Below are 12,989 nucleotides of genomic sequence, written 5' to 3'. Positions count from 1 at the left end.
AAGCCCAGGGCGCTGCCCTGGACCCGCCGGGGGCCGCGCCCCCGGACCCGCATCCCCTCACGCAAGCCGCGCCCGGCCCGCCTCACGCTCTAAGCGACCCGGAAACCCGCCCCGGTCGCGCGTTCGATGGCCCGCAGCGCGCCGCGTTCGGCGTTGCCGCAGAACGAGATGGCGATGCCGCGCGCGCCGGCGCGGGCGGTGCGGCCGATGCGATGGACATAATCCTCGGGCTGCGCCGGCAGGTCGAAATTGATGACGTGCGAGACCGCGGCAACATCGATGCCGCGCGCCGCGATGTCGGTCGCAACCAGCACGCGGGCGCGGCCATCGCGGAAGCGCTCCAGCGCCTTGCCGCGCGCCGCTTGGCTTTTGTTGCCGTGGATGGCGCTGACCTCGACCCCGTCGGCGCCGAGGGTTTCGGCAAGACGGTCGGCGGCGCGCTTGGTGCGGGTGAAAACCAACACCCGCGACAGCGCCGGATCGGCGAGCAGGCGGCTGAGCAACGCCCGCTTGCCGGCGGGATCGACGAAATGCACCTGCTGCTCGATCCGCGCGGCCGAGATCTCGGTGCGCGCGATCTCCACCCGCGCCGGGCGCGCGAGCAGGGTTTCGGCGAGCTTGCCGACCGCGGCCGGCATCGTCGCCGAAAACAACGCCGATTGCCGCGCCGCCGGCAAGGCTCCGATGATGCGGCGAATATCGGCGATGAAGCCGAGATCGAGCATGCGATCCGCCTCGTCGAGCACGAGATGGCGAACCTCGTGCAGGCGGAGTTCGTTGGTCGCCATCAGGTCACGCACCCGCCCGGGCGTCCCGACCACGATATCGACCCCGGGGCGCATCCGCTGCACCTGTGCATGCCGGCTCAGGCCGCCGACGATGGTCACCAGGCGCCGGCGCGCGACCCCGCCGAACGCGAGCAGGCTGGCCTCGATCTGCAGCGCAAGCTCACGCGTCGGCGCGAGGATCAGGGCGCGGGTGGTGAAGGGGCCGAGCGGCGAGGCTGGCGGGGCCGCGGCGAGATGGTGGAGGATCGGCAGCGCGAAAGCCGCGGTCTTGCCGGTGCCGGTTTCGGCGATGCCGAGCAGGTCACGCCCGGCGAGAAGCGGCGGAATGGCCCCGGCCTGGATCGGCGTTGGGGTTTCGAAACCCGCCCGCGCAAGGGCGCGAAGGAGCGGCTCGGCAAGGCCGAGGCTAGCAAAACTTAGGGATGGCACGAAAATTCATCTCCAGCGCCCGCGCGCCGCGCCTGCGGCGCGATCTGGCGCTCATGCTGTCCGCCTGCCCGCGCGAGACCGGGGCGAACGATTGATAACGGAAATTCCGCAGCTAAAGCGCGCCGATGTGAGCGGCGCGCCGATCACGCGATGCGCGGAACGCCCCCTCTATCCTTCGCATCCGCAAAAAATGCAAGAGAATTCGGCCAGCGGCGTGCCGGCGCGCTGGGTCGGATGCCCCGGTCATGGGATAAAGGCTTGCCGCCGGTGGTTTTTTTCCTCATCTTGCGGCGATCAGGCATGACGCAATCTTCTCCCTTCCGCGCTGACCGGCCAGCGATCGCGCGGCTCGAGCACCCGGTTTGCACCGTGGTGATCGACGCCGAGGAGGATTTCGACTGGCTCTCGCCGATCGAGGGCACCAGCTTCACCACCGACTGCATGCGCCAGATCGCCGATCTGCACGAAATCCTCGGCGCCTATGGCGCGGTGCCGACCTATCTGCTGACCTACCCGATCCTCGCCGACGAGGACGTCATCCGGCTCATCCGCCGCCAGCTCGAACGCGGACAATGCGCTGTCGGCGTGCAGTTGCACACCTGGGTGACGCCGCCGCTCGGCGCCGCGCCGAGCCGGCGTTTTTCCTTCTCGGGCAATCTCGATGCCGGCCGGGAGGAGCAAAAATTGCTCGCGCTCAAGACGAAATTCACCGACTGCTTCGGCTTTCCCCCCATCATCCATCGCGCCGGGCGCTATGGCATCGGCGCGCAAACCGCAAGTCTTCTCGAAAAACATGGTTTTTTGATCGACACCAGCCTCGCCCCGCGCACCAGCTTCACGCCCGAGGGCGGGCCAGATCACAGCGGCTATGATTATCGGCCCTTCTGGTTTGGCGAGCAGCGCGACCTTCTGGAATTGCCGCTTTGCCGCAGCGTCGTCGGCTGGGGGGGCGAGCTTGGACGCTGGCTTTACCAGACCCTGTCGGGGCCGCGCATGACGCGGCTGCGTGTGCCCTCGCTCCTCACCCGCTCGCGCTGCGCCGAGCGCATCACCCTCTCGCCCGAAGGCAATGACGCCTCAGCGATGCGGCGATTGGTGCGCCATCTCCGCCGGCGCGGCGAGATGATCTTTCCGCTCAGTTTCCATAGCTCCTCGCTGGCGCCGGGCCGCAACCCCTATGTCCAGACCCGCGCCGATCTGCACTATTTCTATGACCGCCTTTCCGAAGAACTCGATCACTTCGCACGTGTGCTCGGCGGCCGCTTCGCGGCACTGGCCGAAATCCCAACCCTCCTCGCCCCACCGCCGGAGCGCAGGGTGTGAGCGGGACCGCGCACAAAGACCGCAAAGTGTTGCTGGTGGTCAATAATTTTCCCCCCGTGCGGGGCGGCTCGGCGGTGGTCTACGCTAATCTCGCCCGCCATGGCGGCGGCCGGATCATGGTGCTCGCGCCGCGCATCAGCTACGCCGACGGATTGCCTTTGATCGGCTGGCGCGAATATGACCGTAAGGCGCCCTTTCCGATCCGCCGCCTGACCCTGCTCCGCACCGTGATCGCACCGCCGCGCGGCCAGTGGTTCGGCAAACTCCGTTTTCGCGTGAGCGATATGCTGATCCGCCTGCGTCTCGCCGCGACCGTGCTCTGGCTGATCGCGCAGGAAGGGATCGGGGCGGTTTGCCTCGGCGAATTACTCGCCAGCGGCTGGCTGGTCGGTCTGCTGCGCTACATCCCCGGCATCACCACCCTGGTTTATATTCATGGCGAGGAAATCACCACCGATGACCCCTACGATCCCGACTATCGCCGCCGTCGCCGCGGCTTGCTCGGGGTCGATCACGTCATCGTCGTCAGCCGCTTCACCCTCGGCGCGGTGCGCCGGCTCCTCGGCGCCGAAAGCAGGGCGCGCATCAGCCTGATCGAAAACGGCGTCGATACCGCCCGCTTCCGCCCGGCGGCCAAACGCGCCGATCTCTTGCGTCTCTATCGTCTCGAGGGTGCCTTCGTGTTCGTCTCGGTGTGCCGGCTTTTGGAAAAAAAGGGCATCGACCAAGCGATTCGCGCGTTCGCCGAAATCGCGCCGGCGCGGCCCGCGATCCGCCTGCTCATCGTCGGCCAGGGGCCCTACCGGGCGCGGCTCGAGGCGATCGCGCGCGAGGCGGGAGTCGCGGACAAGGTGGTTTTCACCGGCCTCGTGCCGGAGGATGATTTGGTCGATCATTATTGCCTCGGCGATGTTTTCGTGATGCCCAACCGCGCGCTGCCCGATGGTGACACCGAGGGTTTCGGCCTGGTTTTTCTCGAAGCCAATAGCTGCGGCCTGCCCGTCATCGCCGGGCGCGACGGCGGCAGCACCGATGCGGTGGCGGATGGCGTGAATGGCATCGTTGTCGATGGCAACTCGGTCGCGGCGATCGCCAGCGCGATGGCGCGCTTGCACGATGATGCCGATCTCCGCGCAACCCTCCGCCGCCAGGGGCTCGCCACCGCTGCCGCCGCTGGTTGGGAGGAGAAAAGCGCGGCCTTTGTTCGGCTCGCCCTCGACGGCGAAGTGCTTCCTGGCGACGGAGCGATGGCGAAGACGCCGCCGAGCGGGGCTTAGTCGCGGCGATGTCACTTGGCCCCTTCGCCGTCGCCCTCATTGTGCCGCCGCTTAATCTGGTGCCGCTCGGCCTCGCCGGCGTCGCGCTCGCCGCGCTGACCCGCTGGCGGCGGATGGGGCTTGCCATCGCCGGCGTCGCGCTCGCCGGCCTGTTGGGGCTCGCGTTGCCTTTCACCGGCGGGCTGCTGATCGCCTCCCTCGAACGCCATTTGCCCCTCGTTCCCCCCGCCAATGACCCGCCGCGCGCCATCGTCGTGCTCGCCGCCGAGGTCGAGCACGGCACGCGCGATCCGGCGGCGGAGGAAGCGACAGACAGCACGGCCGTCGATCTCGGCCCGCTCACGGTCATGCGTCTGCGCGCCGCCGCCACCCTCGCCTGGCGCACCGGGCTGCCCGTGCTGGTCAGCGGCGGCAAGCCGCCGGACGGTTCGATCTCGCTCGCCGCGCTGATGGCGGCGAGCTTGCAAGACGATTTCGGCATCCCGGCGCGCTGGCGCGAAGACCGCTCCGAGGACACCTGGGAAAACGCCATCGACAGCGCCGCCATCCTCCGCCGTGAGGGGATCGGCTCGGTCTATGTCGTGACCCACGCCTGGCACATGAAGCGAGCGTTGATCGCCTTCCGCCATGCCGGAATTAACGCGACCGCCGCCCCGGTTCTGCTCGATCACGCGCCGACCGGGATCTTGAGCGATTTCGCCCCCCGCATGAGTGGCTGGCGGATGAGCTTTTATGCTCTGCATGAGTGGATCGGCTGCCTTTATTATGCCTGGCGCCGGTGATTGGATGGAGATTTTCGCGACATCGCGCCTCGATGACCTGCCCGAGACGATATTCCCGCCGGCAGCGGCGGATTTTTTCTCCTCGCGCCTCTGGTATGAAACGGTGATCGACGCGGCGCTGCCGGATGGGGTCGCGCCGTGTTTCGTTGTGGCGAAACGCCATGGCGTCGTCCGCGCGGTGTTCCCGCTCCGGCTCGATCCCGCCGGTCCGGCGAGCCTCACCACCCCTTATACCTGCCGCTACGCCCCGCTCTTCGCGGCTGACGCCGATCAGGAGGAGCGCGTGGCGGCGGCGGCGTCGTTCGGGCGATTTTGCCGACGCTATCCGGTGGTTCGGCTCGACGCGTTGGCCAGCGGGACGCCGGATCTCATGGGGCTTGCCGCGGGCGCACGGGCGGCGGGGCTCATCGTCCGGCAATTCCGGCATTTCGGCAATTGGCACGAGCCTCTCGCCGGGCGTGATGTCGCCGCCTACCTCGCTGGCCGGCCGGGCTCGCTGCGCGAGACCATCCGGCGCAAGCTCCGCCGCGCCGAGGCGCGCACAGAGATGTCGATCTTCGCGACAGAGGACGGGCTGGAGGCTGGGATCGCGGCGTTCGAGCAGGTCTATGCGCGGAGTTGGAAGGAACCGGAGCCGTTTCCGCGCTTCAATGCCGCGTTGATGCGCGCGGCGGCGGCGCATGGCCTCCTTCGTCTGTTCGTCCTTGCGGACGCCTCCGGCCCGATCGCGGTGCAGTTTTGGATCGTCGCCGGCGGGATCGCGACGGTATTGAAGCTCGCCCATGACGAAGCCGCCCGCGACCTCTCGCCCGGCACCGTTTTGACGGCGCACGCGGTCCGCACCTTGATCGCAGGTGACGGGGTAACGGCGCTTGATTTCGGCCGCGGTGACGATCCCTATAAATCGCTCTGGGCGAGCGCGCGCCGCCAGCGGATCGGGCTTTTGCTGATCAATCCGCGCCGCCCCGTTGGCCTCGTGACCCTTGCTCGTCATATGGCTGGCGAGATGCGCCGGTCGCTGCGCGGCACGCTTTCCTTGCCCGGCCGCCCGCGCCGGCGCGTCCCGCACTCTCGCGACTGAAGGAGCCTTCATGCGCATTCTCTACAGCCATCGCATCCAGTCGCGTGACGGCCAAAGCGTGCATGTCGAGGAAATGATCGCCGCCCTGCGCGCCGAAGGCGCTGAGGTTCTGGTGGTCGGGCCGGGATTTTATGAGCAATCCGGCTTCGGCGGCGAAAGCCGCCTCGTGGCCCTCGCCCGCCGTCTGCTGCCGGGCGCGCTCGCCGAGGTCGCCGAACTCGCCTACAATATTCCCGCTTATCGCCGCCTTCGCCGCGCCGCGCGCGCCTTTCGTCCCGATCTCATCTACGAGCGCTACAATCTTTTCTATCTTGCCGGCGCCTTTCTCGCGCGACGAGAAGGGATTCCGTTTTTTCTCGAAGTCAACGCGCCGCTCGCCGAGGAGCGGGTGCGATTTGGCGGGCTCCGCCTGGTGCGGCTGGCGCAATGGGCCGAGCGTTATGTTTGGCGCGCCGCCGATCGCGTTTATGCCGTGACCGGCGTGCTGGCCGGCATGATCGTTGAGGGGGGCGTTGCGAAAGAACGCATCAGCGTGACCCCGAACGGCATCGATCTCGCGGCGTTTCCCGAGCCCGGCAACGGCGCCATCAGGCGCGAGGCGCTGACGCTCGGCTTTACCGGGTTCGTGCGCGCGTGGCATGGCCTCGATGCGGTGATCGCGGCGCTTGCGCAACCGGATGCCGATCCGCGCCTTCGCCTCGTCATCGCCGGTGACGGTCCGGCACGGCCACTCCTCGAACACCAGGCGGCGGCGCTCGGCCTCGCGGCGCGGGTCCGCTTCACCGGGCTGGTCGGGCGGGCGGCGATTCCGGCGCTGGTCGCGGAATTCGATATCGCGTTGCAGCCGCGCGTCGTCGCCTATGCCTCACCGCTCAAGATTTTCGAATACATGGCCGCAGGCCGCGCCATCGTTGCCCCGGATCAGCCCAATATCCGCGAAATCCTCGATCATGAGCGGAACGCGCTGCTGTTTGATCCGCGCCAGGAGGGCGCGATGTGGGCGGCGATCATGCGTCTTGCCGGCGATCCCGACCTCCGCGCCCGCCTCGGCGCCGAAGCTCGCGCCGACATCATCCGCCGCGACTATACCTGGGCCGGCAATGCGCGCTGCGTCCTCGCCGAGGCCGGCGCCGTGATTGGCGGGCGATAACCCCCGTTTTGGGTCACGATCATTCTATCGCACGCCGCCCGGCCACAACACCACACGCAAGGTCTGGGCGATGATCAGGAGATCGAACAGAATATTGAAATTTTTTACGTAATAGAGATCGTAGCTGAGCTTCGAGCGGGCATCGTCGATCGAGGCGCCGTAGGGGTAATTGATTTGCGCCCAGCCGGTGAGGCCAGCCTTGACGATGTGGCGCTCGTGATAGAGCGGCAATTGCGCGGCGAGCATGCCGACGAAGGCGGGCCGCTCCGGGCGCGGGCCGACCAGAGACATGTCGCCGATCAGAACATTGAAGATCTGCGGCATCTCATCGATGCGGGTGCGGCGCAAAAACGCGCCGACGCGGGTGATGCGGTTATCCTTATCCGCCGCCCAAACCGCGCCCTGGCGCTCGGCATCGATGCGCATGGTGCGCAGCTTGACGATCCGGAAAATCCGCCCGTTGCGGGTCACCCGCTCCTGACCATAGAAAATTGGTCCATTATCGTCGAGCTTGATCGCGATCGCCGCCGCAAGCAGAAACGGGGTGAAGGCGAGCAGCAAAACGAGGCTCACCCCGAGATCGAGGGCGCGTTTCAAGACGCGACTGACGAGGCCGAGCTGAAACCCGTCCGAATAGAGCAGCCAGCCGAGTTCCATCCGCTTGAGGTCGATGCGGCGGATCTCCTTCTCGATAACGTCGAGATATTGCTTGACCGGAAATCCGGCGATCTTGCACGCGAGCAGACTCTCGAGATCCATCCCGCGCCGCTCGTCCGGGGCGACGATGATCTGCTCGACACCGAAACGCCGGGCGGCAGCGAGCACGCCGTGCCCGCTCGTCGGGACGATCGGCCCGGCAGTGCCGTCGGCAAGGCGGGGATCGATCTCGCCGAACACCGGATCATGGGCGAAAGCGATCTCATAATGAACGCCGCGCCCCTCTTTCCCCAGCATCCAGACCAGATCCCAGGCCCTGCGCCCGGCGCCGATGATCAGCACGCGGCGGCGGAACAGGCCTTGCTCGCGCAAGCCGTAAAACACCACCCGTGCGAACGCGCCGCTGGTCACGCCGACGCCAAGCGCTGCGGTGAACAACAATGCCTGATTATGCAGCGGCAGAGCCGGTTCAAGGGTGGTGAGCAGGGCCATCGGCGCCGCCACCCCCAGGGCGCCGAACCCAACCGCGAGCGGCAGGCGGGCCAGAGCCTTGCGGGTCTCGAGAATCATGTCGCGGCGATAAAGGCCGAGCGCGTAGAGACCGGCGAGCATGGCGGCGGGATAAAGCAGCCATGGCAACATGGTAATCGGGGTCGGCGGGGGCAGGTTCGTGACCGCCGCGAGCGCCGCGAACCCGGCCCGCGAGATCACCGCGAGAAAAGCGCAATCGAGGAGAAACAGCGCGAGCCCCGGCGACGGGCCGGAAAACCGCCCGCCCGACCCGCTGCCACCGGCATCGCCGCGCCGCGAGGGAAACGACCCATGTCCCGCGCGATCATCTTCGGTCGCAACGAACCCGCTCTTGACCCCACCCATACCTGAGCGCTTTCCCTTTGTCGTCCGGCCGCGTGGAATAGCACGAATTCCTTAATAATCCGCTGATGTTTCGGGATCTTGCCGCGATGTTAGCCGGCGGTGCGGCGGGCCTGCTCCCAGAAGGCGCGATAGTCATAGCTCGGGTAGAATTCCGTGGTATAGCCACCCCAGGCGGCGCTTTCGACGACGACATTGACTTCGCGAAGCTTTTCCGGCGGCAGGCTGAGAATGACGACCTGGCCGATGCCCATCATCACATACCAGCCGACGATCTCGACCCCGGCCGGGGGGAATTTTTTGAACCAGCCGGTCTCTTTCAGGTGAGCGTTGATTTCGCCAAGGGTCTTCTTCTCGTCATGGCGCAGGAAAATCGTCAGCATGACCCGCCCGGCAGGCAGATCGCCCGGTGGCGCTGCCGGCGGTGCATCGGCGCGGGCGCGATCGGGCTTGATGAAGGCTGCGAACGGCAGGCAGGCGAGCAGGCGGGCGAGGGTGCGGCGCGGCGCGGCAATTGCGGTCGGTTGGGTCATGATCACTCCTCCATTTGGGACAGCAAAAGCCCGACCGCCGCCGCCGGCGCGTGGGCGGCGGCGGCGCGATCGGCGAAAAGCGGCTGGCATCCGCGCCCGAGCCGGGCGGCGAGGCGGCGCGTCAGCGCCTCCCCGACGCCCGCGGTGATCACCGGCGCCGCCGCCGGGAGGGGGCAGCGCGAGAGCACCAGGAGGGCCGCGTCATGGATCCGGCGAAGCTGCGCCTCGGCGAGAAAGGCGGCGAGATCGCGCCACGCCTCCCGGCTTGCGGCGCCGGCATCGCGCCCGAGCATGCGGGCGAGCCGGGCGATGGACGCGGCCACGGTCTTTTCCCGCCCATCGGCCGCCGGCAACTGATCATCGGCCTCGTCGAGTTCGCCGAGAATCCGGTAAAGATCGGCACTGGTCGCGAAATGCTCGGCGGCGAGCGGGGTCCAGACGCCATCGAACGGCACCCGCTCGGCCAGCGCCATGACGAAGCTCCGCGTAAGCCCGGTATAGACCAGTTCCCCAGTGGCGAGCCGCTCGCCATCGGTCTCGCCGCGCGCGGCAACGCCGCCGGCGAGGATCGGAATGAGGTCGGTGGTCGTCGAGCCGCAATCGGCGAACAGCGCGGCCGGGTGGGCGCGGGCGGCGAGCGACGCCGAGGCGTGCCAGTTCGCAGATGCAATGGCGCCCTCATGCCCCGCGGCAGCCGCGACGAAACCCGCTCGCCCAGCGTAGAACATGACCGGCGCGGGGGCGAGGGCGGCGGTGATCAGCGCTGCGATCGCGCGCACCCCCGCGCCGCGATCCGGGAAAATATCGGCGAGTTCGCCGGTCATGGTGACCGCATGGCGCTCGGCGGGGCCGAGTTCGCGCCGCATCGCGGCGATCGCCGTCTCCAGCCGCGCGAGGCCAAGCCAGAGCGGCGCTGGCGCCTGCCGTGCGGCAACGACCTCGCCACTCCCGCCCTCGCCGCTCTCGATCCGTGCCGCCTTGAGATGCGCGCCGCCGATATCCCAGCCGATCACCGCCACCATGCCGCCCCCTTCGTTGCGAGAGGATGCACTGCGCGCCGGTCTTGTGCCAAGCTCACGCCAAGAGATCAGCGAGGAAACGCATGCCACAGGACGATGACGAAGACGGCGGCGGGGTTCCGGCGCGGCTCGACCGGCTGCCTTGGACGCCGCGGCATTGGGTTCTGGTCGGCGCGCTCGGCGCCGGCTGGGTGCTCGATGGCTTGCAGGTGACCATCACCGGGGCGATCGCGCCGGCGTTGCAATATACCCAGACCCTGGCGCTCACGCCGCAGGAGATCGGGCTCTCCGCCTCCGCCTATGTCGCCGGCGCGGTGCTCGGGGCGCTTTTGTTCGGGATGCTCGCGGACCGCTTCGGCCGGCGGCGGATTTTTTACCTGACGCTCGGTCTCTCACTCCTCGGGATGGCGGCGAGCGGGCTTGCGATGGGTTTCAAAAGCTTCGCCATCGCCCGCGCCGCCACCGGCAGCGGCATCGGCGGCGAATACGCGGCGATCAACTCGGCGGTCGATGAATGGGTGCCGGCGCGGCTGCGCGGGCGGATCAATCTCGCGGTCAATGGCAGTTATTGGCTGGGGGCGGCGTTCGGGGCGGCGCTCAGTATCGTCCTTCTCGATACGCGCTGGTTTCCGATCACGATCGGCTGGCGGATCGGTTGCGCAAGCGGCGGCGTGCTCGGGCTCGGGGTGCTGCTGGTGCGGCGCTCGGTGCCGGAGAGCCCGCGCTGGCTCGCGCGAAACGGGCAGGCGGCGAAGGCGGCGGCGCTGGTGCGCGAGATGGAAGCCGCCGCCGAGCGCTGGACCGGGCGCCCGCTGCCGCCGCCAGTGCGCAGCGCCGCTCCCATCGCGGCATCGCGCGAGGGGCGGGGGCGCATTGCGCTTCTGCTCGGGCGCTATCGCCGGCGGAGCGCGCTTGCCTTGACGCTGATGACGGCGCAGGCGTTTTTGTTCAACGCCGTGTTTTTCACTTATGGGCTGGTGCTGGCGCGATTTTACAGCGTCACCGACCGCATGACCGGCCATTACCTCCTGGCGTTTTGCGTGAGCAACTTGCTCGGCCCGCTCATCCTCGGCCGGTTTTTCGACAGTTTCGGGCGGCGGCGGATGCTGGTGGTAAGTTTCGGCGCCGCCGGCGGGCTTTTGTTCGTGGTGACGCTGCTGTTTTTCTTGGGCCTCCTCTCCGCCTGGACGCAGACGCTGGGCTGGATGGTGGTATTCTTTTTTGCCTCCGCCGCCGCCTCCGCCGCCTATCTCACGACCAGCGAGATTTTTCCCCTGAGCATGCGCGGCTTTGCGCTGGCGCTGTTTTTCGCACTCGGCACCCTGATCGGCGGGGTTGCCGGCCCGGCGCTCTATGGCCGGCTGATCGCGCGCGGGAGCCGGTTCGCGCTCGCCGAGGGCTATGCGCTGGCGGCGGTGCTAATGGAGCTCGCGGCGCTGGCGGCGGCGCGGCTCGGGGTGGACGCGGAGAGAAAATCGCTCGAAAGCGTCTCAGAATAGCGGGTAGGAGGTGGCGATGGAGGTGATCCCGGTGATCGATCTCAAGGGCGGCGAAGTGGTCCATGCGCGGCGCGGCGAGCGTGCCGCTTACCGCCCGATCGAGACCCCGCTTGCCGTGGGTTCGGCGCCGGCGGCGGTGCTTTCGGGCCTGCTCGGGCTTTTCCCGTTCCGAAAAGTCTATGTCGCCGATCTCGATGCGATCGCCGGCGGCAGCGGGCATGAGGCGGTGCTCGCGGATTTGGCGGCGCGGTTCCCGGCGGTCGAATTCTGGGTCGATAATGGCGCGGCGACAGTGGCGGCGGCGCGCGGCTGGCTGGCCCGCCATCCGGGTGTTTTGGTGCTCGGGAGCGAGTCACAGGCCGACCTCTCCGTGCTTACGGCGCTGGCGCGCGAGCCGCGGGTGGTGCTGTCGCTAGATTTCCGGGGCGAGGATTTTTGGGGCCCGCCTTCCCTTCTCGCGGAGGTTTCGCACTGGCCGGCGCGGGTGATTGCGATGACGCTGGCGCGCGTCGGCGCCGGCGCGGGGCCGGATTTCGCGCGGCTCGCGGAGATCACGGCGCGGGCGGCGGGGCGGGCGGTTTATGCCGCTGGCGGGGTGCGTGATGCCGCCGATCTCGCGCATCTGGCGGCGGCGGGGATTGCCGGGGTTCTGGTCGCGAGCGCGCTCCATGCCGGTGCGCTCGATGGCGCGGCGCTGGCGCGGGTGGCGTGACGGGATGCGGGTCCGGGGGCGCGGCCCCCGGCGGGTCCAGAGCAGCGCCCTGGCCTTTGTCTGCGCGATATTTTTCTGATGTCCTATTTTGGCGCAGGATTTAGAGGCCAGTTGACCGAGACACCCTTAGCGGACGAGTTCCGCCGAGGAGGCATGTCATGGACTCTCAGGAAGCCGGCCAAGGAGCGGCCCGGCGCCGCGGGTAACCGAGCCGCATTTTTTGCTCGCCAGAGATGTCAAGTTTGATATACATTAATTTGGTATGATGAACTTGACACTCACGCCCCATTCCTTCGAGCGCGTATCGCCGCCGGATAGGGCGCGCGCTCGCCCGCATGCGGTGGTGATCGGCAGCGGTTTCGGCGGGCTCGCCGCCGCGGTTCGGCTTGGCGCGCGCGGCTATCGCGTCACCGTGCTAGAACGGCTGGAGACGCCGGGTGGGCGGGCGGCAACCTTTCAGCAAGACGGCTTCGTGTTTGACGCCGGTCCGACGATGATCACCGCGCCTCAGCTTTTCGAGGAGCTCTGGGCGCTCGCCGGCTGCCGGCTCGCCGATGACGTCGAACTCAAGCCGCTCTCGCCATTTTACCGGATCCGTTTTCACGACGAAACCTTCCTCGATGTTTCCGCCGATAGCGCGGCGATGCGTGCGGCGGTGATGGCGCTTTCCCCTGATGATGTCGCCGGCTATGAGCGTTTCATGCAGCTTTCGGAGGCGATCTATCGGGTCGGCTTCGAGACTCTCGGCGATGTGCCGTTCTCGCGCCTGACCGATATGCTGCGCGTCACCCCTGATCTCGTCCGTTTTGGCGCTTGGCGAAGCGTCCATGCCGTGGTCGCGGCGCATGTGCGCGATCCGCGGCTGC

12 protein-coding genes are annotated in these 12,989 nt (G+C 67.9%); 8 read left to right on the top strand and 4 right to left on the bottom strand.

Annotation, left to right across the window (positions count from 1 at the left end; all coding sequences use genetic code 11):
• Window positions 1-89: 89 nt before the first annotated feature.
• The gene (locus ACP5M5_RS13185) at window positions 90-1,217 is read right to left on the bottom strand and encodes a DEAD/DEAH box helicase (RefSeq protein WP_427938080.1); all 1,128 of its coding nucleotides are present in this window, start codon (window positions 1,215-1,217) and stop codon (window positions 90-92) included.
• A gap of 300 nt (window positions 1,218-1,517) precedes the next feature.
• Between ACP5M5_RS13185 and ACP5M5_RS13180 the strand changes: the two genes are divergently transcribed.
• From ACP5M5_RS13180 to ACP5M5_RS13160, 5 genes are read left to right on the top strand one after another with little or no spacing between them, the layout of a single operon-like run.
• A complete protein-coding gene (locus ACP5M5_RS13180; RefSeq protein WP_427938079.1) occupies window positions 1,518-2,540 on the top strand; it encodes a polysaccharide deacetylase family protein in 1,023 nt (340 codons plus the stop codon).
• Window positions 2,537-3,817 (top strand): glycosyltransferase family 4 protein, encoded by a 1,281-nt coding sequence (locus ACP5M5_RS13175; protein WP_427938077.1) that lies wholly within the window; start codon window positions 2,537-2,539, stop codon window positions 3,815-3,817. The genes ACP5M5_RS13180 and ACP5M5_RS13175 overlap by 4 nt, the downstream gene beginning before the upstream one ends.
• Before the next feature lie 8 nt (window positions 3,818-3,825).
• Window positions 3,826-4,599 (top strand): YdcF family protein, encoded by a 774-nt coding sequence (locus ACP5M5_RS13170; protein ID WP_427938075.1) that lies wholly within the window; start codon window positions 3,826-3,828, stop codon window positions 4,597-4,599.
• On the top strand, window positions 4,559-5,680 hold the full coding sequence (locus tag ACP5M5_RS13165; RefSeq protein WP_427938074.1) for a GNAT family N-acetyltransferase: 1,122 nt from the start codon (window positions 4,559-4,561) through the stop codon (window positions 5,678-5,680). The genes ACP5M5_RS13170 and ACP5M5_RS13165 overlap by 41 nt, the downstream gene beginning before the upstream one ends.
• A 10-nt stretch (window positions 5,681-5,690) precedes the next feature.
• Window positions 5,691-6,830, top strand: coding sequence for a glycosyltransferase family 4 protein (locus ACP5M5_RS13160; RefSeq protein ID WP_427938072.1), 1,140 nt, complete (start codon window positions 5,691-5,693; stop codon window positions 6,828-6,830).
• Window positions 6,831-6,854: 24 nt separating this feature from the next.
• Here the strand turns inward: ACP5M5_RS13160 and ACP5M5_RS13155 are convergent, their stop codons facing one another.
• The 3 genes from ACP5M5_RS13155 to ACP5M5_RS13145 all read right to left on the bottom strand — a co-directional run bounded on the left by ACP5M5_RS13155 (window position 6,855) and on the right by ACP5M5_RS13145 (window position 9,915).
• Window positions 6,855-8,363 carry a TIGR03013 family XrtA/PEP-CTERM system glycosyltransferase gene (locus ACP5M5_RS13155; protein ID WP_427938070.1) on the bottom strand — a complete coding sequence of 503 codons (1,509 nt, stop codon included), beginning with the start codon at window positions 8,361-8,363 and terminating at the stop codon, window positions 6,855-6,857.
• A gap of 89 nt (window positions 8,364-8,452) precedes the next feature.
• The gene (locus ACP5M5_RS13150) at window positions 8,453-8,893 is read right to left on the bottom strand and encodes a hypothetical protein (protein WP_427938068.1); all 441 of its coding nucleotides are present in this window, start codon (window positions 8,891-8,893) and stop codon (window positions 8,453-8,455) included.
• Window positions 8,894-8,895: 2 nt separating this feature from the next.
• Window positions 8,896-9,915: a hydantoinase/oxoprolinase family protein gene (locus ACP5M5_RS13145; protein WP_427938066.1), complete on the bottom strand. Its 1,020-nt coding sequence runs from the start codon at window positions 9,913-9,915 to the stop codon at window positions 8,896-8,898.
• Between the two features lie 80 nt (window positions 9,916-9,995).
• Between ACP5M5_RS13145 and ACP5M5_RS13140 the strand changes: the two genes are divergently transcribed.
• The 3 genes from ACP5M5_RS13140 to ACP5M5_RS13130 form a co-directional block, all read left to right on the top strand.
• On the top strand, window positions 9,996-11,411 hold the full coding sequence (locus ACP5M5_RS13140) for an MFS transporter (RefSeq protein ID WP_427938064.1): 1,416 nt from the start codon (window positions 9,996-9,998) through the stop codon (window positions 11,409-11,411).
• A 16-nt stretch (window positions 11,412-11,427) separates the two neighbouring features.
• Complete coding sequence (locus tag ACP5M5_RS13135; protein ID WP_427938061.1) at window positions 11,428-12,123, top strand: HisA/HisF-related TIM barrel protein; 696 nt, start codon at window positions 11,428-11,430, stop codon at window positions 12,121-12,123.
• A 271-nt stretch (window positions 12,124-12,394) separates the two neighbouring features.
• Window positions 12,395-12,989 (top strand): FAD-dependent oxidoreductase (locus tag ACP5M5_RS13130; protein WP_427938058.1); only part of this gene is annotated, 595 nt, incomplete at its 3' end.

The organism is Acidibrevibacterium sp., from assembly GCF_049965395.1.
Lineage (GTDB): Bacteria > Pseudomonadota > Alphaproteobacteria > Acetobacterales > Acetobacteraceae > Acidibrevibacterium > Acidibrevibacterium fodinaquatile.
The sequence above is the reverse complement of the archived record's forward strand: the minus strand, read 5'-3'. Positions and strand labels throughout refer to the sequence as shown.